Source organism: Denitratisoma sp. DHT3, from assembly GCF_007833355.1.
Classification (GTDB): Bacteria; Pseudomonadota; Gammaproteobacteria; order Burkholderiales; family Rhodocyclaceae; genus Denitratisoma.
In genome coordinates this window covers 74152-96410 of record NZ_CP020914.1, presented here as the reverse complement: position 1 = coordinate 96410, position 22259 = coordinate 74152, and the positions used below count along the sequence as shown (strand labels likewise).

General features: G+C 59.3%; 22 protein-coding genes and 1 tRNA gene. 7 read left to right on the top strand and 16 right to left on the bottom strand.

Annotated features, from left to right (window positions below; all coding sequences use genetic code 11):
• Positions 1-14: 14 nt before the first annotated feature.
• The 6 genes from B9N43_RS00540 to B9N43_RS00515 form a co-directional block, all read right to left on the bottom strand.
• The gene (locus B9N43_RS00540) at positions 15-743 is read right to left on the bottom strand and encodes a hypothetical protein (RefSeq protein ID WP_145840401.1); all 729 of its coding nucleotides are present in this window, start codon (positions 741-743) and stop codon (positions 15-17) included.
• 331 nt (positions 744-1074) lie between these two features.
• The gene (locus tag B9N43_RS00535; RefSeq protein ID WP_145840400.1) at positions 1075-1695 is read right to left on the bottom strand and encodes a transposase; all 621 of its coding nucleotides are present in this window, start codon (positions 1693-1695) and stop codon (positions 1075-1077) included.
• On the bottom strand, positions 1682-2569 hold the full coding sequence (locus B9N43_RS00530) for a glycosyltransferase (protein ID WP_145840399.1): 888 nt from the start codon (positions 2567-2569) through the stop codon (positions 1682-1684). The genes B9N43_RS00535 and B9N43_RS00530 overlap by 14 nt, the downstream gene beginning before the upstream one ends.
• A 131-nt stretch (positions 2570-2700) precedes the next feature.
• A protein-coding gene (locus B9N43_RS00525) for an IS3 family transposase (RefSeq protein WP_145840398.1) occupies positions 2701-3788 on the bottom strand; the annotation gives its coding sequence in 2 pieces (ribosomal slippage) (positions 2701-3527 and positions 3527-3788; 1089 coding nt in all).
• 58 nt (positions 3789-3846) lie between these two features.
• Complete coding sequence (locus B9N43_RS00520) at positions 3847-4146, bottom strand: hypothetical protein (RefSeq protein ID WP_145840397.1); 300 nt, start codon at positions 4144-4146, stop codon at positions 3847-3849.
• Positions 4131-4886, bottom strand: coding sequence for a radical SAM protein (locus B9N43_RS00515; protein WP_186453904.1), 756 nt, complete (start codon positions 4884-4886; stop codon positions 4131-4133). Before B9N43_RS00515 ends, B9N43_RS00520 begins: the two co-directional genes overlap by 16 nt.
• Positions 4887-5378: 492 nt before the next feature.
• On the opposite strand from B9N43_RS00515, the gene B9N43_RS17275 reads away from it, so the two are divergent.
• The 3 genes from B9N43_RS17275 (at position 5379) to B9N43_RS00500 (ending at position 7364) form a co-directional block, all read left to right on the top strand.
• Entirely contained in the window at positions 5379-5624 is a 246-nt protein-coding gene (locus B9N43_RS17275) for a hypothetical protein (protein ID WP_145840395.1), read from the top strand.
• A gap of 145 nt (positions 5625-5769) precedes the next feature.
• Positions 5770-6879, top strand: coding sequence for a DUF2325 domain-containing protein (locus tag B9N43_RS00505; protein ID WP_222428769.1), 1110 nt, complete (start codon positions 5770-5772; stop codon positions 6877-6879).
• Between the two features lie 29 nt (positions 6880-6908).
• On the top strand, positions 6909-7364 hold the full coding sequence (locus B9N43_RS00500) for a bacterioferritin (RefSeq protein ID WP_145840393.1): 456 nt from the start codon (positions 6909-6911) through the stop codon (positions 7362-7364).
• A 122-nt stretch (positions 7365-7486) separates the two neighbouring features.
• On the opposite strand, the gene B9N43_RS00495 is transcribed toward B9N43_RS00500, so the two are convergent.
• From B9N43_RS00495 to B9N43_RS00445, 10 genes are all read right to left on the bottom strand, one after another.
• Positions 7487-7843 carry a DUF2149 domain-containing protein gene (locus B9N43_RS00495; protein ID WP_145840392.1) on the bottom strand — a complete coding sequence of 119 codons (357 nt, stop codon included), beginning with the start codon at positions 7841-7843 and terminating at the stop codon, positions 7487-7489.
• Positions 7840-8319, bottom strand: coding sequence for a MotA/TolQ/ExbB proton channel family protein (locus B9N43_RS00490; RefSeq protein ID WP_145840391.1), 480 nt, complete (start codon positions 8317-8319; stop codon positions 7840-7842). Before B9N43_RS00490 ends, B9N43_RS00495 begins: the two co-directional genes overlap by 4 nt.
• Positions 8320-8562: 243 nt before the next feature.
• A complete protein-coding gene (gene cobN, locus B9N43_RS00480) occupies positions 8563-12519 on the bottom strand; it encodes a cobaltochelatase subunit CobN (protein WP_145840389.1) in 3957 nt (1318 codons plus the stop codon).
• Positions 12520-12582: 63 nt separating this feature from the next.
• Positions 12583-14826 carry a TonB-dependent hemoglobin/transferrin/lactoferrin family receptor gene (locus B9N43_RS00475; RefSeq protein WP_145840388.1) on the bottom strand — a complete coding sequence of 748 codons (2244 nt, stop codon included), beginning with the start codon at positions 14824-14826 and terminating at the stop codon, positions 12583-12585.
• A 179-nt stretch (positions 14827-15005) separates the two neighbouring features.
• Complete coding sequence (hemP, locus tag B9N43_RS00470) at positions 15006-15188, bottom strand: hemin uptake protein HemP (protein WP_261379361.1); 183 nt, start codon at positions 15186-15188, stop codon at positions 15006-15008.
• Entirely contained in the window at positions 15175-15564 is a 390-nt protein-coding gene (locus B9N43_RS00465) for an ExbD/TolR family protein (protein ID WP_261379360.1), read from the bottom strand. The genes hemP and B9N43_RS00465 overlap by 14 nt, the downstream gene beginning before the upstream one ends.
• A 43-nt stretch (positions 15565-15607) precedes the next feature.
• Positions 15608-16327, bottom strand: coding sequence for a MotA/TolQ/ExbB proton channel family protein (locus tag B9N43_RS00460; protein ID WP_145840386.1), 720 nt, complete (start codon positions 16325-16327; stop codon positions 15608-15610).
• A 3-nt stretch (positions 16328-16330) separates the two neighbouring features.
• On the bottom strand, positions 16331-17026 hold the full coding sequence (locus B9N43_RS00455; RefSeq protein WP_222428768.1) for an energy transducer TonB: 696 nt from the start codon (positions 17024-17026) through the stop codon (positions 16331-16333).
• Complete coding sequence (locus tag B9N43_RS00450) at positions 17019-17306, bottom strand: hypothetical protein (protein ID WP_145840384.1); 288 nt, start codon at positions 17304-17306, stop codon at positions 17019-17021. Before B9N43_RS00450 ends, B9N43_RS00455 begins: the two co-directional genes overlap by 8 nt.
• Before the next feature lie 1031 nt (positions 17307-18337).
• Positions 18338-18412: transfer RNA gene (locus B9N43_RS00445), tRNA-Val, on the bottom strand.
• A 143-nt stretch (positions 18413-18555) separates the two neighbouring features.
• Here B9N43_RS00445 and folD point away from each other — a divergent pair.
• The 4 genes from folD to B9N43_RS00425 all read left to right on the top strand — a co-directional run bounded on the left by folD (position 18556) and on the right by B9N43_RS00425 (position 22255).
• Positions 18556-19431, top strand: a complete 876-nt coding sequence (folD, locus tag B9N43_RS00440; protein ID WP_145840383.1) for a bifunctional methylenetetrahydrofolate dehydrogenase/methenyltetrahydrofolate cyclohydrolase FolD — start codon at positions 18556-18558, stop codon at positions 19429-19431.
• Positions 19428-19937 carry a 5-(carboxyamino)imidazole ribonucleotide mutase gene (gene purE / locus B9N43_RS00435; RefSeq protein WP_145840382.1) on the top strand — a complete coding sequence of 170 codons (510 nt, stop codon included), beginning with the start codon at positions 19428-19430 and terminating at the stop codon, positions 19935-19937. Before folD ends, purE begins: the two co-directional genes overlap by 4 nt.
• 23 nt (positions 19938-19960) lie before the next feature.
• Positions 19961-21094 (top strand): 5-(carboxyamino)imidazole ribonucleotide synthase, encoded by a 1134-nt coding sequence (locus B9N43_RS00430; protein ID WP_261379426.1) that lies wholly within the window; start codon positions 19961-19963, stop codon positions 21092-21094.
• Positions 21095-21268: 174 nt separating this feature from the next.
• Positions 21269-22255, top strand: coding sequence for an L-threonylcarbamoyladenylate synthase (locus B9N43_RS00425; RefSeq protein WP_261379359.1), 987 nt, complete (start codon positions 21269-21271; stop codon positions 22253-22255).
• Positions 22256-22259: the final 4 nt, after the last annotated feature.

Here is a 22259-nt window from a genome sequence, read left to right as displayed (position 1 = left end):
CCTTGAATCCGCGATCACTTGGAATTGGTTTGCTTGCGTTGCAGCTTTTTATCCAGCCAGTCCTGCGCTAAAGGCCACCAGTTGTAGTAAAGCGGTTTTCCATCTACCTCTGGCGCGATCAATTTCCCCGTTGCATCGGACGGTATCGGACAACTCGTTGAACCCTCACCGCCAACTGGCTCTCTCAGGATGCTTTTGTATTCGGGTTGAGTCAGACTGCTATTGATCCTTTGGATTCGCTCTGTGGACAGGGGGCTAAACTCCAGCATGCCAACGTGATTATCCGGCGATGAAATTATTAGGTTGGGCTTTTTGATATCGGTAGGTAGTTCTTGCAGCGCAATGCGCTGCCACTTATCGTTGTCGCGCCTGAATACAACGTAAGGTGGGTTGGGACGACCCCATTTGTTATAGGCAAGGCACCCCACAGGAGTGGAAATTACATAGGTCACGCTTTGAACAATATCCACAGCTAGAGGCGTTAAGTCCGCTAGGCCGACGTCTTCGCTGAATTCGCTTTTCCAGGTAAGACGTTGGTCCGTTCCAGGGACATCCCAGATCAAGGTTTGCTCTTTGATCGGTGGCTGTTGACCAATTTCGTGCCGACCGCCTCTCTTCACGGATCGATCAACCACAATGGTTTTTCCATCGTGCAGCAGAACTTCCTCTTTCCAACTGTTTCCGCATGCGCTCATGCTAGTTCCCATCATCAACAGCACTCCGAAATTGACCATCTGCTTCAACGAAAAACTACCAGATCTCACGCCGCAATCCTCCATTTACCTTTTACATACCCGTAATAGATATTCCGAACGGTAGCAGTCATTCCATTAGGAAGTAAATATGACTATGTCTTTTACATTAGGCCAAAGGGGTCAGGGACATTTCGTTTTTCCTTTTCCATTGCAATTTTTTTCCAATATCAAAAGCCAAGCCCTTGTTGGTCTGTGAGAGAGGCTTGTAGTTCTTTCGTTTCTCCCACTGATCGACCGCGTTTTCCAGTATTGCGACGTATGCTTAGCTGGGCGCAAATCGATTCTGAAAAGCGCTCATTTCCCAGCGGCATTCCAAGTCTCAGAGCTTCTCGGATTTCACACGCGGCTCCGCATCTAATTGCGGGTGAAACAACGCCCGATAGGCTTGGCAGCGTCGGTCCTGCTGGGTATCCAAAGCTAGGTAGAGCGGATGTGGGGTAAGGCGTGGGTCTGTCTTTAGTAGGCCGTTGGCGTGATAGCTTGTTCGTCCCCACTTACCGGTATTGCGCCGTATGCCCAACCGAGCACAGATCGTTTCGGCGAACCTTTCACTACCAAGTGGCATGCCCAGTTTCAGCGCCTCGCGAACTTCGCAGGCTGCCTCCGCGTCCAGTTTCGGTCGAAACAGTGCCCGGTAGGCTTGGCGGCGCAATGCAGCATCGGCGTCCAGTCCAAGGTAGAGCGGGTGCGGGGTCAGGCGGGCGTCGGGCTGGGCCAATCCGTTGGCCCGGTAGCCCGACCAGCGGTAGTCGCCAGGGTCGGCAACCATCGCAGCCCGTACCGGATTCAGTTCGATGTAGCGCATGCACACCAGGAGATAGGTTTCTGCCTGAACCACGCTCGATTTGTAGCGGCCTTCCCACAGGCTGCCCGTGCGGCGGTAGAAGCGATTGGTGTATTGCACATAGCCTTTCAGCATTGTTTTTTTAATGCAGTGCATCGCGCTTCATCCCGGTGTATGAGGAATGGCCCCGATCGACTTCTTGGCCTACCGCAATTCCGAGGTCTTTATTCAGGATTGCGTTCGCAGCCCGTTCCGCAGAGTCTTCGGGTGTGTCAGCCAGATGGCGCAGCGCGAATTCCTTGGCTGACTTTCGGTATTGGGGATTGGTAAGAATATGCTCCATCGCAACTGAGACACCTTTCTTATCTGTGCCCGGTTCCAGCAAAATCCCAGCGCCAAGGGATTCCACGCGCTTGGCGTTCAGGTATTGCTCCACGGTTGTCGGAATCAATAGCAGCGGTACCCCGGCCAGTAATGATTGCGCGATGGTGCCGGCCCCACCATGACAGAGGGTCAATCCGCTTTGGCGCCCGAGTTCGGAGAATTCAACCGGGTGTGCTACGACCTTGAGCAACGGTGATTCGTACTTCTTGATTTGCGCTTCATTGATGCCGGGGATGGCGCAAATGGCGGTAATGCCTGATTCCGTCAGGGCAGAAAGCACCGGGATACAGCATTGATGTGCGGGGCGGAGATAAACCATGGCCTTTCGCTCTGCTTCCGTGGGCCACCTGATATCCGCAGCCTGGCCGACGCCGTGGATTGAACCGAGGTAGATACCTTTATTCCTGGATGGGTAGGGGTCCAGCTCCGGAAAAGTCGTGAGCAGCGGTTGGGAGGGGAACAGTTCGAGAAGCGTGCGTAGTGGAATTACGGATAACGATTTGCACACCTGGTTGGCGATGGCCAATACTCGATTTTCGGAATTTACAAGCTGCTCAGCCGCGTGCTGTTCCCAAGGACGGATCGAAGGAAAGGGAGTTTCAGCCGGGGGAATCTCAAACCCGGAACCTAGCGCAAAACGCTTCAAGTCATCTACGTGCGCAGCCAGCAATGCGGTAGGTGCGTGATCCGCAATCACAACGTCACAGCGGGTCAGGGTGTATAGCGTCAGCCATGCCTTGGTAATCCCCCCATTTCTAAGGGCGCCCGGAAGTAGAGTCACGCGGCCATGGCCAACCGCTGCTTTGGTGTGAATCCGCCCAATGCCATGTGTGGGCGATGGTGATTGTAGTGGTCCATCCACTGGGTAGCGAACAACCTGACCTCATCAAGGTCTTCCCAGTAGTACTGCGACAGCCATTCGTAGCGCACGGTGCGATTGAAGCGTTCGACGTAGGCGTTCTGTTGCGGCTTGCCAGGTTGGATGTAATCCAATCGAATCGCGTGTCTACCAGCCCAGGCCTGGATCAGCCCACTGATATTCTCCGGACCGTTATCACACCGAATGACAGCAGGGTGTCCGCGCCATTCGATGATCTGGTCCAGCGCCCGGATGACACGGGCCGACGGCAGGGAGAAGTCGATCTCCATGCCCAGTGCTTCCCGGTTGAAGTCGTCAATGACATTGAACAGACGGAAGTTCCGACCATCCGCCAACTGATCATGCATGAAATCCATCGACCAGACAGCATTGATGGCCGCAGGCACCACGAGCGGTTCCGGCTTTTCCCGCTGCAGACGCTTCTTGGGCTTGATCCGCAGGTTCAGTTCCAACTCCCGGTAAATGCGATAGACCCGTTTGTGATTCCAGCGGTAGCCCTTGACGTTGCGCAGGTACAGATAGCACAGGCCAAACCCCCAGTTGCGTTGATTGCTCGTCAGCCGCACCAGCCAGTCCGCAATCTCGGCGTTCTCGGCGCGATGCTTGGCCTCGTACCGGTAGCACGTCTCGCTGATGCTGAAGATTTCGCAGACCAGTCGAATCGATGCCTGCCTGGCCTGCACGACTTCCTTGGCCATCTCGCGCCGGCGGGATGGCCTCACCACTTTTTTGCCATCGCCTCCTTGAGAATCTCGGCCTTGAGGCGCTCCTCGGCGTACATCTTCTTGAGCCGGGCGTTCTCCTGCTCCAACTCCTTCATGCGCGCGATCATCGACGTATCCATGCCGCCGTACTTCGCCCGCCACTTGTAAAACGTCGCCGAGCTGATTCCCAGGTCCCGGCATATCTCCGGCACCGCCAGCCCAGATTCCGCCCTCTTGAGCGCCTCCATGATCTGGCTGTCCGTGAATTTCGACTTCTTCATGCAGAACTTCCCCTTTCGAGAAAATTCTACTTCCGACCACCTTCAATTTCAGGGGGGATTACCCCTTGACCATGCCCAACAGTGTCAAAGGGCTACCCCAGCCTTCCGCCACCAGCAGTTCCGCGTAGTTGGCTGGCGGCCGTGCCAGGCGGGGTGGTGTTATGCAAAATGGCGCTTGAACGTAGGGAAAGCATTGTCTGCCCAGCAGTTCGGCAGCGGCTTTTGTATCGCGCACAGCAAACAGAACCTGATGCCCCTTGTTCCGAAGCTTGATCGCCACCGGTATATCCCGCGCCAGGTGCCCATAATTCGCGCCCAGTTCCCAGGCAAAGAGGAATCGGGTCATTGCGACGCCCATTCAATTTCCCGGCATCCTGCACAGACGACGGGCACTTTTCCAACCGCAAATTCTTCCTGCATTACCTGGATGGACTGAAATTCGTTGGCATCCTTGATATAAGCACAAGGCATTCCAATGCCATCAATGTTGAAGAACCGCACATTGGGCTGGGTGATATACCGGCATGGACGAGGCCTACCGCTCGTAGCAGGAATACTGATTGGAATTGAGTAGTTTCGCCGGTAATCGGCTTTGGTCTGCAAGGGTTGGACAATGTGCCGCTTTATTCCGAGTCGACCGAGATATTTTCGCAGTGACTCCAGTGACTGCCCCATGTCTACGGTGTGTATGGATACTCTGTCTGGGCCTGCGACAGCGGCTATATGCTCCACATTTGAAAGGACTCGACTGAGTTGACGACGACCAACTCGCTCTGCTTCGTCGGCATCCACGGTATCCAACGAAATACCGATCATGGGGAAGACAGTAGGCAAGTTTCTCGATTTAGCCAGGCTGCCGTTGGTGATTACATAGGGAATATGACCCGCCTGCCAGACTTTGGCGGCTAGACTGAAAAACTTTGGGTGAACAAGCGGTTCTCCTTCACCTTGCAGAGAAACCACATGCTGTCCTATTGGTAATTTTTGGAGTAGTGCATCGAATAGAGCCATCGACATGCTACGTCCCTGACTCTTGGGGCTAGCACAATAAATGCAACGAAAATTACATAGCGTCGTGATCTCTATCTGGATGAACACATGCTTCCTTCTATGACAAATAGACGCCTATTCCCCTTGATGGGCGAGATGCTCATCGTTGAATAATTCGCATGATCATGCTTCCGAATTCAAATAGTATTAATTTCGGAAGCATTTTCTAGTGATCATGGATAATGCAAAAAGAATACTTGTCATTGGCATTGCAGTCAATCACTGTCGAAAGATATATGACTAAGGCAATGCCAAAAGGCTTTGACTGAGTGCGCCATTGTCATGCTGACCTAGATTTCAGACTCCTTTACTGTTTGCCTTCAGAACATCAAAGATGCGCGACCTAGGTTCGGTAAGCCGCTTTCCGACACTCAAGCGGCAGCGCTTTTCGAGAAGCCACGTCGCAATACCAAGCAAGACATCGTTCGCCATGCGTTAAGTACTCGAGGGGAGGGGGCGCAAGTATTCTTCCAGACTGCCTTTTATTGAAAATAATTCTCATTTATAATTTTGCTCATGTCCACTTCGCAGGAGGTTCGCATGGAGCGCTCACCTATTTCGTCTGCCTGCCAGCACGCCTTGCTGGCTCGTAGCCCTGTCGGGCATGTGTCTATGTGCCCTGAATGCGGGATCGTGCATGTTTCACTCAACTGCGTCTCGGTCCGGCTGGAGGTCACGGCCTTCCTGGCATTGGCCGAAATGCTGTCGAAAGCGCAAAAACGCTTGCACAGTGCCGAGCCACAGGAAAGCCACTGCGGCAACGGTCAAGCACCTGTCGTTCACTGAAAACAAGACTGTCAAGCAAGGAGGTCGCATGTGTGATGAATGCTCCACCACCCTTCTGGCAACCAACGGGTCGCGGCGGCGGCGGCTTTGGGACCTGCCACACCAGTGCCACTGTCCAGTGGTTGGCGTGTGCTTTCCGCTAACCATGCTGCGCCATCTGGTCAACAAGGCACTGGGTGGTAAGGCTATCGCGGATGACTACGAGGTCCATGTCGGCGCAGTGGCTGAATGCACGCAACGCAACCGGCTTTCAGAGTTGCTGCAAAAGGATCTGGAAGCGCGGTACGCCAGGGCCATTCATGCATTCAAGGCCGCCAAGAATACAAAGGCTGTGGCGGACCTGTGGGCAGATGCGGTACTCAGAGGCGATGTCGCTGGCGCATTCTGGGCCACGTTGACGCACCCTTGCTGCGACGAAGTGCTGCAAGAGGTGGTTTTGAGGGATATGCACATGCTGCAACACCAAGCAGGGGCTGCCGTCCGTATCGACGTGACCAAGTTCAATGCGCTGATCAAGGAAAATGGCGTTCTGACTCGAGAACTGGGCAAGGCTCAGGAGCGTTGCACCCGTGTGATCTCGGAAAAATCTGTCGAAATTGAGAAACTCAACGCCCAGTTGATGCAGCAGCGAGCTATTGCCATCAATCAGGAATCTCGAATTTCATTCCTTACGCAAGACCTGGAGCAACTTAAATCATCGCTGCCCGACTTCGAGAATGCTTCAAGATTGCGCAAAAAGTTTGAACAACTCACTGCCCGCCAAGCCGAGCTGGAGGCGCACAATGCGCAGTTGCGCCAGCAGCTCGGCGAAATGCAGCGCTCGCCGAGTCCGCGCGAAAAAGAGAGTACGCTTGTACTGGCGGCCGAGCGTCAGAGCGATGCCGTCAAGGAAGTTCCCATCACCTTTCATCTTCGGGAAAAGACGGTTCTTTGTGTCGGCGGTCGCAATGGAAATGTGGCGAACTATCGGGATGTCATTGAGAGGGCTGGCGGACATTTTGCTCATCACGACGGTGGGCTGGAGGACAACCAGGGCGCACTCGACTCCGTACTGGCCGCAGCCGACCTGGTCATCTGCCAAACTGGCTGCATCAGTCACAATGCCTACTGGCGTGTCAAGGATTTCTGCAAGCGCACAGGCAAACAATGCGTTTTTGTCGAAAACCCCAGCACTTCCTCGTTGACACGTTCCCTGCAACAAATTGCCGCAAGAAACGCGACCGCAAAACTCACGGAGAATCCATCCATCTCGTGATTTCATCCGCCATCAAAAAGGAGACCATCATGGACGAATCCAAGAACAAAGCAGCTATCGATGCCCTCAACCGCATCATGGAACTGGAACTTGCTGGTGTGGTGAAGTACACCCACTATGCGCTCATGGTGTACGGCTATCACCGCATTCCGATCGTGTCCTGGATGAAAAGCAACGCTGACGAAAGTTTGGCCCATGCACACAAAGCCGGTGAATTGGTCACGCTGCTGGGCGGGCATCCTTCGTTAAAAATTGGCTCCTTGCTGGAAACCGAAAAGCACGATATCGGCGACATTCTGCGCGAAAGCCTGGAACATGAGAAAAGCGCTCTGGCCGCTTACTATGGCTTACTGAAAATCGTGGAGGGCCACTCAGTGCTGCTGGAGGAGTATGCCCGCGATATGATCGTCAATGAAGAACTGCACCAGGACGAAGTCAACAAGATGCTGCGCCGTCCTGGGGAAACCGCCGCGTTCAAGGAATAAGCTGGCTGGCCGGTTTTACTCGTTTCTCTCGGTGAATTTTTGAGAATAAGGAGATTGGCCTTCGGCCAATCTCCTTGACACCCATCAAAGGTGCCAACCATCGGGAACGTAATCAAAATCCATCAAGGGTTGTTCGCGTTGGTCTGTTGGGCTTCGTCCTCTGGAACATAGACGATCGACCCATCTTTCATGCGATACGCGACGCCCGCCTTCTCTCCTTCGCCCTGACCGATCGATCCGCTCGCCTTGTAGTGCTCGATCTTTTCCCCCTTCTTGACGATCATCTCCATGGAGGGCTTTCCCGGATCGGCGATAACGGTGACATCCTGCTTTGAAAAGGCGTTCAGCATCGGGTTTTGCGCAACGGTGACGAGCAGGGCCGCGATGATCACAAGAAAGATGTCGATCAGGTTCACGACGGAGAGGATCGGATCCTCGCTCTCCGGTTCGTGTAACAGCTTGAGTTTTCCTTGACTCATGCCTTGCTCCGTCGGTTTTCGATGTCGAGAATCTCCTCGGCCAGCCAGCGCCGGCGCACGTTCACCACCCAGTAGGTGATACTGGCGGCGATCAACGCAAGGATTACCGCGGAGAATGCGACGGTCAGGTTTTCGGACACCGAAGCCATATTCCCATCGGACAGGGATTTCAACGCCGGACCCATGGGGATCATCGTGGCCACGAGACCCATCATCGGAGTCACCCGGCTGGTAATGCGGGGCGCTTCCAGGAGTCGATGGGCAAGAAGGTCCAGGCTATCGGCATCAAGAGACGGTGAGGCCTGCCATGCCAGAAGCAGAGGACGACCTCTGCCTTGACGGCGGCGCCAGGCATCCATGGCAAAAGCCCCTAGAACCCAAAATGCGTAGAGGAAAAGCAGAATGATCAACGCCAGTACCGGGAACAGAAATACCTGGCTCAGGCCATACATGGATCGTTCAAGAAAGCTCGACATGGAAATATCCTTTCGTTATCAGATGCGTGTAGCGTAAAACTCGACGATCCGCTGGAGGTCGAGCGGAAAACTTTTGCTTCTCGATGAGCTGCTGGCCGTACTCGGATTTGCGGCTGGCCCGCTTGAGGACGCCGTGTCGTCCAGGCGGATGGGCTCGATTGCCGGGCGACTTTCGTGTCAGACCCGTAAGACCACTCCCCAAGGCGCGGACGATTCCGAGTCGGGGTCCGGTATGACGCGGCATCAGATTCTTCCTTCTGAAGAGAAATGTGTTGGGACTACCGGCCGTGCTTGTCGCCAAGCACCTCCTGTGAGCGCCAGCAGCAGTAACGCCAGCCCGACGTCGGTGGTCGGATCATGGGGCTGCGACGCAGGAGGGGCCACCTTCTCCAATTGCATTCCGCGAACAGGTGGCGGCGCGGGTGGCGGAAGAGGTTTTGCTGCCGCAGTTTGTTTGGTTTGCGCGGAAGAAGAGAGGGGCGAGGTGGGCTGCGCGAGCCCATAGCCAACGTAGTGGGAGAACTTGTCGTTGTCGCTCTTGACGTCGAACCGCTGCGCCAGGTCCTTGTAGCGCCGCTTCAGCTCATCCAGGGTTGCGGCATCCGTTTGCCAGTATCCTTGACGAGCCGCTTCCAGCATGCGCTCCATGACTTGGGCCAGGGCGGCGGGATTGTCGCGTTCGAACCATTGGCGTATCCCAAGCTTGTGTTTGTCCCGAACATAGACATCCACCAACTCCTGCCATTGGTCATCCCGTACGATTTCACGGGCGACGGCGGTCCACCCCCAGAAATTGTTGGTGGCGTCCAGGACTTGCAGGGTGCCTGAATAGCCTTCCGCCATCAGTCCCTTGATATAGCCGGGATGAAACTGACGGGTCGCCATTTCCTTGGCGAGGAACTGGGCCGCTCCTTCCACTGTTCCGGCGCCGTTGCCGCGTAGATTGGAGATGTAGAGCTCAGGAGCCTTTCCATCCAGGTGACGTACCGCGAGGGCGATGCCACCCAGGTATTGGAAGGGGTCGTCGGTGGTCAGCATTCCGTAGAGGTTGGATGTCCGGGATAACACCGCGCCTTCGGTGCCTTTAAGGTGCTCGGCGTAGAGGTTGACGCCGGGGAGGGTCTTGCCCCACTCCTTCTCATAGGTGCCGACGGCATACTGCATTTTTGAAAGATAAAGCTCCGCGAGCTTGCGGTCTCCCTCTTTCTTCCCTTGCCAAGTATCTGTCGCCAGGGCCGCATCATCCAAGCCGGTCCCGTAACTACCTTCTCCGGAGGTAAAGATGCGGGTTTGCCCTGCCCGCAAGGCGACATCCGGGGCGAGACCGCGCTGTTCGAGTCGCTGGGCGATCGCTCGAGAATTGGCCGCTACCGGATTGTCGGGCTCGTCGGCCTCGGCCGCCAGTTTTGCGGCCAAAGCCAGCCACTTCATGACGTTGGGAAAATGGTCGCGATACAGGCCCGTAGCGGAAAGAACCACGTCAACCCGAGGGCGCCCCAATTGGTTGCGGGGTATGAGTTTGACGCCCGTTATTTGGCCACCCACATCCCATTGCGGCTCCACACCCAAGGCCCAGAATGCCTGTGCCTCCAGCAGACCCATGTGGCGCATGGTTTCAACAGACCACAGCGCAAAAGTGAGTTTTTTAGGAACCTTGCCGCTCTGTCGGCGATGGGTGGCAAGCAAGTTCTCCAGTGCCTCTTTACCCGCGGCCCAGGCTTGTTTGGTGGGAACGCGGGATGGGTCGAAGCCGTACAGATTCTTCCCCGTGGGGAACGCGTCCGGGTTTTTAATGGGATCGCCACCGTACGACGTTTGAAGGTACTGCCCGTTCAACACCGTCAGCAGGCCATGCAGTTCCTCCTGGGCGCCGAGATTACGGTACCAGACGCGCGCTTTTTCAATGCCTTCCTTGAGAATCGGCGACAGTCCCGCGGTGCTGGCGTCGGAGGCGAGATAGGTCCGCAGGAATCGATACGGCTCGGTACCGGCGATCTTTTCATAGTCACCGACCAGGGCTTCGTCCGCATCCTCGGGCTTGACGCCAGCATGGAGGGCGGCCGCCTCCCAAAAGGGTTTACCCAGCATCATCAGCACGGTCCCCACGCGATGAATGTCCTTGGGCGCTTGACCGAAGGTATGCAGTCCTGCGGGCTGCGCCGTCTGCGACAATTCGTGGAGATGGCCGTGGAGTTCATCGATGAATGTCGGGAACTGGGCTTTGATCCGCTCGGGCGTCCACCCCATATCCTTATCGATGCGCTCCTTGGCGACGCCGGAGATCACGTCGGCCTTGAGCTTTTCCTTCACGGCGCCTTCGTCCTGGGCCAGCCAGGCATGCAGCAGATCGTGCAGCCTGGTCAGGGCATCGTGCAAGCCCGCGGGGCTGAAGGGCGGCGTCTGGTGACTGATGACCACCGCGCGGCCTCGGCGCTTGGCCTGAATGGCCTCACCGACGTCATCCATGATATAGGGGTAGGCCACTGGCACGTCTCCGACAGCCAGCATCGGATAGTCGTAAACGGACAGGCCGCGCTCCTTGCCGGGGAGCCACTCCTGGTTCCCATGGGTACCGTAGTGCACGAAGGCGTCTGCGCCAAAACCACCCTGCGGCGCGTTGGGTTTCTGGCGAGCCCATAGATAGACCGCCAGGTAGAAGTGGGAGGGGCCCGCCTTCATGGAGTGATAGATGGCCTTTTCTTTCCCTTCCCACTTTTCACCGCGCGGAGGCTGGCTGAAAAGCGCCACCTTGCCCAGCTTGAGGCGCGGAATGACGAAATAGTCCCGGCCATTGCGTCGAACCACCATCGCTGATTTCTCCGGTTCCCCCCAGCGATCCAGCATTTCCTTCTTCAGGAAAACGGGTTGCTTATCCAGCCAGGCGCGATAGTCGACGACGGGAAACAACTCGGCCAAGTCGTCCCGCAAGAGTCCATCGATTTCGCCATCCCGGTAGTACGGAGCCAGGAGGCGCTGCAAGAGATTGGTCAATTCCTTTTCTCCCGGGACGGCTGTGTCGAAGCCTTCGGCCTTCATGAAGGAAAGGGTTTTGACCAGGCTGGCCGGCAGGTTCATGAAGGAAGCCGTCAGGTTTTTCTCACCCGGCGGGTAGTTCCAGTAGATCACGGCGACCTTTTTGTCCTGGTTGGACAACCGCTGGAGGCGGACGAGATTCAGTGCCTTGTTCACCACCGCCGCCGCCTGGGGCGCAATGGATACCAGTTGCTCGTCCCCCTTGCGGACTGCCCCGGCGATCTGGATATCGGTAACGCCGGCATATTCCGCCTGGGCCAGAAAGAACGGCACGTCCATCAGGTTGATCCCTCCGGGATCGGCGGCCCAGTCTGCCTCGTCGCCCCGCCGGTAGGGAATCGCCTGGATGACCGGGATGCCGAGACCTTCATAGATTTTCCTGCGCCCTTCGGCATCCAGCATGATCTGGGTGTTGATCACCACATCCGCAATGGGTTTTCCCTGCAAGGTCAAAGTCGGCGACAGGGTATCGTGACCGTTCAGTGTGCTGTAGACGGGAAGCGGAAGAACCCCGGCGGCTTCGATGCGGGCGATCAGGTCGTCGATGAAGGCCGTTTGTTCCGCTGAAATGTACTGCTGCAGCATCGCAATCGCGATCGTTGGAGGCCGGTGCGCGGGATCGACGCCTTTCCAGCGCAGATAAGCGGCCGGATCCGTAAACACCAGGCCGGGCGCCTTGGGGTGATAAATACCCGCCTTGGGGAAGATGATGGGGGCCTCGATATCGGAAGTCGTCTTGCCCTGGAGTTGGGCTGTTACCGTGCGGAAAAAGCCTTCGAAATTACGGCGACCTCCGTTTGCGTAGTAGCTCACCAATCGTTTGGCGACGTCCTTTGGGATTCCCTGCCAGGAAGGGTTGCTCTCCCACGCCCACAGGAAGGGAGCCTTGAGACCCGGCAGCGCCTTGATCAGGCGGCCGCGTACATAGTCCTCTTGATAACTGTCGATGACGACAAGGTCCTGACCGCGGAAAAGTCCGGCATCGACGTCAGCCGGCAGCTTCTCCACATAGCGAAATTCAACGGTATGGCCCAAGGGACGTGCGACTTCGGTCAACAGGCGGAACTTTCCGGCTGGCACGTTCCCGGTGGCAATGAAAAGGATGTTTCCCGCCCAGGCAGGAAAGGCTGCCAGCGCGAGCAGCAGTAGTAGAAGCTTCTGTTTCATGGTTACCTGAGCGTCCTCCCTCCAAGGCCAATGGCCTTGGAGGGAGGACAACGTTGCTGCACGTCAGAAATCCGCCTGGATGGCGAAGCTAAGGGTGCGACCCGGCTGCGAGTAGAAGTCGACGCCGGCTGGGCGGGTTGCATCGGCCTGGCGGATATCGCTCCACAGCCAATGCTTGCGATCGAAGAGATTGCTGATGGCGACGGTTGCACGCAGGTTGCGGTTGAATTTGACCCAGGCAGATAGATCGACGACGCTGTAGCCGGGCGGACGGAACCAAACGCCGCTACTGTCATCCACTTGATCCTTTTTGGAGGCGGCCCTCAGTCGGCCTTCCAGGCCCCAATGCCCCGCGTCACGAGCCACGATCAGGCTCAGCCGAGTCGGTTCCACGCTATTGATGGGGGCGCCGGTATCTTCGTTGGCTCCTTTGGCATAGGCAATGGAACCGTCGGCCCGCCATCCCGGCGCGAAGTCCCAACCACCACGCAGCTCTGCGCCATGGATACGGACCCGGCTCAGGTTCTGCGACATATAGGTCACCGCGATGCCGGGGATGCATTGCGGACTGCCAGGACAGCCAAGCCGGACACTGTCGATGAAATCCTTGTATCTGTTGTCGTACAGGGCGACTTGGCCACGAAGAGCCCCTTGCTGGTACTTGAGTCCGACTTCCCCTCCAATCCCGGTCTCGGGCTTCAGGTCCGGATTCGGTGTGATGCCGTAGCTTTGTACCGTATTCCGGAAAGCGCCATTGACTTCGTTGTAGTTCGGCGCCCGGAAAGACCGGGCGATCTGGCCATATGCGGCGAAAGCCGGGGTGAATCGCCACATGGCGCCGAGCTTGGGTGACCATGAGCCGTCGTTCTTGCTGGCGACCTGGCGACCAATCGCCGTAAGCACGGATTGCGCAAGCGCATCGGGCTCGGGTTTGAGCGTGCGCCGGTCGTAGCGTATCCCCGGCGTCAGGGAGAGCGCTCCTCCGGCAAGCCCGGAAACCTCGTCCTGGAGAAAGAGTCCGATGGTGTTCGTGGTGCCATTGGCAAAGTCGCGTTGGGGGAAGATATCGCCTGCGAGCGTTTTGGTGGAGGTTCCGCTGGTGAGGTTGTAGACCGTCGCATCCCGGAAGTTCTCGGTCTTCTGGCGGGAGTAATCGATGCCGCCGGTTACCAGGTGCGTCAGCTCCCCGGACTTCAGCATTTTCTCGAGCTGGAGACTGGTGCCGGTCGTGTCTTGACTGAAGGTGAAGTACTGCTGGATGTAGCAGTTGTTGGTTCCACCCGCCGAGGCCGAACACGAAGCGGAGGTGCTGGTACGACGTTGGTCGTTGTGGTTCCTGGTTTCGGCATCCTGGTGGTAAACCCGGGCCAGCAGGCGGTCGTACAGGCCGTTCTCCGGCTTGTGTTCCCACTCCACGCTGCCCCTGAAGCGACGCGCATTGTCGTCACCCTGCATCCAGCTCACCCTGGGCAGGGAGGTGGACAGCCGATACACGTCGGTACCGATCGACTGATCGCGTCCTTCCAGACCCAATGTCACCTTATGGCCGGCGGCGGGCTGGAATATCCATTTCGCCAGGACCCCTTGATCGTCGATCGACTGGGGATTGGCCTTGGTCCGGGTCGCGGAAATCGTGTTGTCGCTGCCCTTGCCATCGGTCTCCTTTGCGGTCGCACTGGATACGCCGATGAGGAATTCCCCCGCGTCACCCCGGAAGGCGCCCAGGGCCGTGAGACGCCGCTCGCTGTTGGCACCCAGCACGCTTGCACGTACCCGGCCCCCGGATTGTTCTCCAGTAGCCAGGATGTCGCTGGGGTCGAGGGTCAGGAACCCGATGACGCCGCCGATTGCATCGGAACCGTACAGGCTGGACGACGATCCGCGCAGAACTTCAACGCGTTTGAGGAAGTCGGGAACCACCGAGAGCGGGGCGCTCATGGTGAAGTTGGTAGGGCCGCCGCCGTTGTAATAGTCCGTCAGGCGTACCCCATCCACCAGTTGCATGACCCGGTTGTCTTCAAGGCCGCGAATGTTGGGGCGTGTCGCCCCGAATCGACGGGCATCACGGGATACGGCCAAATCAGGATCATCCACAAACAGATCCGCTTCATTTGCAGGCAGGCGGCGGTCCATCTGGTCGCGGCCGATGCTTGTCACGGTCGCCGGAACGTTCGCCGCCTCCGTTTCATAGCGGGTTGCGGTGACCACGATGTTCGAGAGCTTTGTATCAGCCAGGGCGGCTGATGCAGGGATTGCGATCGCAGCCAGCGCTAGCGCGATCTGCTTTTTCTTGCGGTGGGGCGTCATGCGGCAAAACCTCCATTTCAAAATGTCGGAATGGCTGGCTGCCTTGGAGCGTCCCCCTAGGTGGCTGGCTTGTAACGGAAGACTCCGTCGGTCAGGATTTCATTGATGAATGATGCTTTTGGTATGTTGCTTTGGCGAATCGTGCGGCCGCGCATTTACCATCGTTTTTTGTAAGGCGGTTACTTGGTCAGGATCAGTTTGTTTTCGCGGGTAATCCGCAGGCAGTAAATTTGGTCCCTATGGACGATCCGTATCTCTTTTTCTCCGCCAAACAGGTCTTTGGAGGAAAGCATTGGAATTGCCTCTGTAGGCCTTTTAGGCGGCATGGCGGGCGTCATTTTGTGACCCTTACTGTTCAGCATGATCACTCCCGGGCAAGGTGACGAATCTGAGATGGGCGGCTCCCGCTTTCCGCGCAGCGGCAAGAAACGCGGCGATGTGTTCGTATGCGGTCGCCCGATCCGCTGACAGATGGATATCCGCCTGAGGCGTCTTGGATGCAATGGATTTGAGCTTGCCGGGGAGTTCAGCCGCCGCGATCGGAACACCATCCCAGTACGCCTGCCCATTGATATCAATGGCGACCCTGACTATTTCAGGCTTGTGTTCGACGGCGGCAGACGTGACGTGGGGCAGATCAATCTTGACCGCTTGCACGAGGAGCGGCGCCGTCACCAGCATGATGACCAGCAGCACGAGCATGACGTCCACCAAAGGAGTGGTATTGATTTCACTCATGGGCCCTGGGGATTCGCCGCGGACGAAGCTGCCTATCGCCATTTCAGTTCCCCTTTGGCGCAAGGTGAGCCCGTTGCGGCTGATGGTGATGGTAGTGTTTTCCCCTCAATGGGCGCCCCGTCATGAGAAAGGCGTGCAAATCGTGAGCGAACGCGTCCAAGTTGGCGAGCAGCACGCGATTGGAACGTGTGAAGGCGTTGTAGGCAAACACGGCGGGCAGTGCGACCGCCAGCCCCGCTGCCGTCATGATCAACGCTTCACCGACGGGACCGGCCACCTTTTCCAGGGAGGCTTGGCCTGAAAGACCGATCGCCGACAGTGCATGGTAGATCCCCCAGACGGTACCGAACAACCCAACGAACGGCGCTGTCGCACCCGTGGTCGCGAGCCAGGTCAACCCGCTTTCTATGTGTCCCTGGGTGTGCGCATACTGCTGACGGAGCGCTCGTTCGATCTGCTCGGAAGGATCGAGACGGGTCGCCAGTGCTCCCCCGGTGTCACAGTGGTCGGCGCACTCCTTGGCTTGCATGGCCATTTCCTGAAACGGCCCATTGCCCAGGCTATCCATGCCCTCTTGGTAAGCCTGTGCCTGCCAGAACTTCTTTACGATACCCGCGGCCTGACGAAGCTTCCAGCCTTCCCAGATCTTTGCCAATATCAGATACCAGGATATGAACGACAGAAATGTCAGCGTGACGAGAACGATCTTGGCGACGGCGTCGCCCATCGTCCATACGTTGACCAGAACTTCTGTAACAGCCATGACTTAGCCTTCTAGATTGAATACGACGAGAACGGTGACCCAGCTCTGAACCGGCATGCTGCCTTGGCGGGCCGGTACGAATCTCCAGCGCCGAACGGCCTCCAGCGCGGCTTCGTCCAGCCGACGGCTTCCCGAAGATGCCTTGAGGGTGATCGACTCGGGCTGTCCCGCTGCATTGACGAGCACTTGCAACTGCACCTCCCCATGCTCGCCCAAACGTCGCGCATACGAGGGATACACGGGTTTGGGGTTGTTCAGGTAGTCGGCGTCAAAACGGGCCGGCACCGTCATCAGGGCTTCCGATGCTCGAGCAGTGGCCGTATTGGACGGGGGCGGGGAGGCCGTTGGATTTTCGATGGCCTCCGCTTGCTGCGTTGAGTGCGTGTTGCTGACCGTTTCCACTGCGGAGGAGGTTGGCGTGGACTTGGCCACCGCCATAGGCACCGAGGCGAGTTTGTAGGGCTCCGTGGATTCGTGACGGACCGCCGGGGCTATTGTCGAATCGGCCTCGACAACGTCTACCGCCATCGTTACCGCGTCCGTCAGCTGATCCGCGTGTTGTGCCGCCGTGGTGGCAAGCAACCCAGCGACAGCCAGATGGCCGCCGGCGCTTGCAGTCGCAATCAATGCTCTGCGAAAGCCGGCCGAGGCTATCCACGAGTGACTCTGGGACAGGCCGGGAAACATATATTCAGACATGCGCGCCAACATACGATGGCGTTGGTTTGGTCGAGTGAATACGCCCTATACCCTTGGCTTGCATCCAGTTACTCGTGAGCGCATCGAAATCATTGCACTGCAGCGTTTCGACCAGCTCTGCCGCCTGAGTGCGGAGGGAATCTTCAACGTTCTCATCCTCCGCCAACCGACAGAGGATAAGTTCGGCAAGATAAAGCGATTGATGGCAGCCGAACTCCAAGCCCCGCGTCAAATGGGCCAGTAGAGCCGCAATCGTTCTGTAGGGGGTAGGGGCATCCATGCAAGTATCTCCCGTGCAATGTCATCCATGAATGGCTGGCTTGCACGAGGCTGGCTTGCCCTGCGGTTAAAGGAGGCGACCTCGAGTAACCATGATTTGGGGAAGCTTGAAGCCGCCCTCAATTGATAATAATTATCATTAATATAATTTGAACTGTCAACACTTCTCCTCGTCAATCCGGCATTTCCGGCGCCGGACATCGTGGAACGGGTCGAAGCGGGAGCGCAGCCGATCGGACTGGTCTCGAAGGTCCTGCGTTGATTCTTGCCCTTGCCCAGCGTGGGGACGCGCAGCGGCGGGCATTGGGATTTTCTTGACCGCCTGCAAATCCCGATAGAGACCGCACCCTGGCGTGGTTGTGATTTCCGGACGAGTGCTCAGTCCAGCGGCGAATCCCGCTCAAGCGAAGAAATAGCCCAACGCGCGATACCGAAACAGGAAAAAGGACAAATCAAAGCAGGATCCGAACGGCCACACGCGATGACATGGACGTGGGAGGCCTTGAACAACGGAGTCGAAGGGTCGTCGCCGATACCGATCAGGATAAGCGTCTTGCCGCCGTCACTGCTTCGGCGCATGGAAACCAGCACCCAGCCCGAAGACAAAAATATCCAATACGGCAACGAATGGTTGCAGTCAAGTTTGTCGCGGAGAAATCTAGAGATGAGACAAGCTCAAACAGGTTGAATCGTTTTGCCCAATACATTGGAACAGTGGTTATTACTGTCGTAATTTCGTTCGTATTTTTCTTTGCGGTAATTCCAGCGAGTGGATGGGCGGCAGGTCAATCTGACTCCGGGGATGGCGGGCTGGACCACGATTGGAGTCAAATCCGGATCGGCGTCGAGATCAACCAGACCCGCATCGCCAGAGGCGGGACGACAGGGACGGAGGCGAGGGTCAGGGTTGGTGTGGTAGGGGCCAAGGACGGGCCAAAGCAAAAAGGCCCGCCAAAGCGGGTCTTTTTACACCTGGATCTACACCGGAATTTGCTTTGGGTTTCGTTGCCGCCTTGAAACCCACACCATTACTGGTGGGTGGTACAGGGATTGAACCTGTGACCCCTGCCGTGTGAAGGCAGTGCTCTACCGCTGAGCTAACCACCCGTCGAAGAGGACGCGCATTAGACCATATTCGGTGTACCGGGTCAAATCGAGCGCACTCGATTATCGAGCGGTTATTGACCCGGCGTCTGGACGATGGGGCGGCGAACCCGGATAATCCGCCCTTTTTCCCTGACCGGATCATCATGTCTGCCAGAATCATCGACGGCAACGCCCTTTCCGCCACCGTGCGGGGGCGGCTGGCCGAGCGCGCCGCGGCCCTCACGGCCCGGGGCGTCACCCCCTGTCTCGCCGTCATCCTGGTCGGCGAGGATCCCGCCTCCGCCGTCTATGTGCGCAACAAGGTCGCCGGCTGCGAAAAGGCCGGGATGCGCTCGCTCAAGGACACCTACCCGGCCGACGTGGATCCGGCCGTGGTGCTGGCGCGCATCGCCGAACTGAATGCCGATCCCACGGTGCACGGCATCCTGGTGCAACTGCCGCTGCCCAAACAGTTCGACGCCGACGCGGTGCTGGAAGCCATCGCCCCCGAGAAGGACGTAGACGGTTTCCATGCCGACAACGTGGGCGCCTTGATGCAGGGCAATCCCCGCTTCATCCCCTGCACACCCTACGGCGTGATGGAAATGCTGAAAAGCGAGAACGTCCCGCTGAAGGGCGCCGAGGCAGTGATCGTCGGCCGCAGCAACATCGTCGGCAAGCCGATGGCGATGCTGTTGCTGGCCGCCGGCTGCACGGTCACGGTGTGCCATTCGCAAACCAGGGACTTGGCCTTCCACACTCGCCGCGCCGACATCCTGGTAGCCGCCGTGGGCCGGCCGAAGATGATCACCGGCGACATGGTGAAGCCCGGCGCGACGGTGATCGACGTCGGCATCAACCGCCTGCAATCGGGGCCGGATGCGGGCAAGCTCTGCGGCGACGTCGACTTCGCCTCGGCCAGGGAAGTCGCCGGCCTGATCACCCCGGTGCCCGGCGGCGTCGGACCCATGACCATCACCATGCTGCTGGCCAACACCCTGGAATCGGCGGAACGGGCCGCGGCGGAGGCCCGGCCATGAACCCGCATCCCCTGGTCGGCATCGTGATGGGCTCGGATTCCGACTGGCCCACGATGCAGGCGGCCGCCAGGATTCTGGAAGAGTTCGGCGTCCCCCACGAAGCCAAGGTGGTGTCCGCCCATCGCACCCCGGACCTGCTCTTCGACTACGCGGCGACCGCTCGGGAGCGGGGCCTGCGAGCCATCATCGCCGGCGCCGGCGGCGCCGCCCACCTGCCGGGCATGCTGGCCTCCAAGACCATCGTGCCGGTGCTGGGCGTGCCGGTCCAGTCCAAGGCCCTGAACGGCCTGGACTCGCTGCTCTCCATCGTCCAGATGCCCCGCGGCATCCCGGTCGCCACCTTCGCCATCGGTGAAGCCGGCGCCGCCAATGCGGCCCTCGCCGCGGTGGCCATGCTGGCCGCCACCAACGACGAGCTGGGCCGGGCGCTTTCCGAAAAACTGCTCGCCTTCCGCGCCCGTCAAAGCGAGAAGGTGATGCAGATGAGTCTCGACGCCCCGCAATGATCCTGCCTCCCGCCACCCTCGGCATGCTCGGGGGCGGCCAATTGGGCCGCTTCTTCGTCATGGCCACCCATGAGCTGGGCTACCGGGTCATGGTGCTCGACCCGGACCCCCACAGCCCGGCAGGCCGCATCGCCGACCATCACCTGGTCGCCGCCTACGAGGATTCGGAGGCCCTGGCGCGGATGGCGGACCAATGCGCCGCCGTCACCACCGAGTTCGAGAACGTGCCGGCGCAGACCCTGGCCTATCTGTCCAAGTTCCTTCCCGTGCGTCCGGGGGCCGAGGCCGTCGCCATCTGCCAGAACCGCATGGCGGAAAAAGGCTTCCTGCGCGACCAGGGCCTGCCCCACGCGCCCTATGCCGAAATCCACGCCGAGGCGGACCTGGCCGGCGCCGACGGCGCGCTGTTTCCCGGCATCCTCAAGGTCGCCCGCTTCGGCTACGACGGCAAAGGCCAGGCTCGGGTCGCCAACCGGGAGGAGGCGCTGGCCGCCTTCCGCCAGTTCAAGGGCGAAGCCTGCGTGCTGGAGCAGATGCTGTCCCTGGACTACGAGGTTTCCGTGGTGCTGGCGCGGGACGAGAACGGCCGGGTGGAATGCTTCCCCACCGCCGAGAACAGCCACCGCCACGGCATCCTCGACGTGACCCGGGTGCCGGCGCGCACCTCGGTCTGCATGGCGGGCGACGCCGAGGAGTTGGCGGCCCGCATCGCCGCCGGCATGGACTATGTCGGCACCATGGCGGTGGAGTTCTTCATCTCGCGGGGCCGTCTCTACATCAACGAAATGGCGCCCCGCCCGCACAACTCCGGCCACTACACCCTGGACGCCTGCGTCACCAACCAGTTCGAGCAGCAGGTGCGCGCCCTCTGCGGCCTGCCGCTGGGCTCGCCGCGAGCCCACAGCGCGGCGGCGATGGTGAATCTGCTGGGCGATCTGTGGTTCCAGCACCCCGATCACCAAGGTCACCATGCCCGGGAGCCCGACTGGGCCAAGCTCCACGCCATGCCCGACCTCAAGCTGCACCTCTACGGCAAGCATCACGCCCGGCCGGGACGCAAGATGGGGCATTTCACGGTGATCGGCGCGGACCCGGCCCAGGTGCAGCGGACCGCGCTGGCAGCGCGCCGGGCCATCGGCATCCGCGACGACGAGTGAGTCTAACCGCGCATGGAAGCCAATTTTCCACCCCGTCCCATGGAATACGCGAAAAGCAAGAAGGCCCACCCCCTCCCGGCCTCCCCCTCTCCGGGGGAGGTGACGAAATCGGCTCGCTACGCTCGGATATTTGAGCCGCTGCTTCGATTCGGTGTTTCGTCGTAACACATGACCATGGATGAGTTGGAGCGCGCCGTTCTCCTGCTGCGGGCCGGCGAACTGGTCGCGATACCCACCGAAACCGTCTACGGCCTGGGCGCCGACGCCGCCAACCCGGCGGCCGTGGCCCGCATCTTTGCCGCCAAGGGCCGTCCCGCCGACCATCCGTTGATCGTGCATATTCCCGACGCCGGTCACCTGGAGCGCTGGGCACGGGACATTCCGCCCGCCGCCCGCGCCCTGGCCGCCGCCTTCTGGCCCGGCCCCCTGACGCTGATCCTGAAGCGCCAGCCCACGGTCCCCGACGCCGTCACCGGCGGTCAGGACACGGTGGGCCTGCGCGTCCCCGGCCATCCACTGGCCCGTGCGCTGCTTGCCGCCTTCGCCGCGGCCGGCGGCAGCGGCGGCATCGCCGCGCCCTCGGCCAACCGCTTCGGCCGCATCAGCCCGACCAGCGCCGACCACGTGCGGGAAGAGCTGGGCGACAAAGTGGCCCTGATCCTGGACGGCGGTCCCTGCGCGGTCGGCATCGAATCCACCATCGTCGACCTGTCGCGGGGCGCGCCCGCGATCCTGCGCCCCGGCGCCATCACCGCGGCCCAGATCGCGGCGGTCCTCCAGGGCGCCCCGGTCGACGCCGATACCGGCAACGCAGCTGCGGCTGCGGCCCCACGCGTCTCCGGCTCGCTGGAGGCCCACTACGCCCCCGTCACGCCGATCCGGCTGGTGGCGCCGGCGGACCTGGAGACCACCGCGCAGGCGCTGCGCGCCCGGGGCCAGCGCCCGGCGCTGCTGACCCTGATGCCGGGCGCCGATGACGACCGGCTGGCCGCCGGCGCGGATGCCGCCGCGTATGCCCACAACCTGTACGCCGCCCTGCGGCAGCTGGACCATCTCGGCGCCGACCTGATCCTGGTGGAAACGCCCCCCGCGACGGAAGCCTGGCAGGCGGTCCACGACCGCCTGGGCCGGGCCGCGGCCGGCGCAACGGGAAAACCCTGAACGG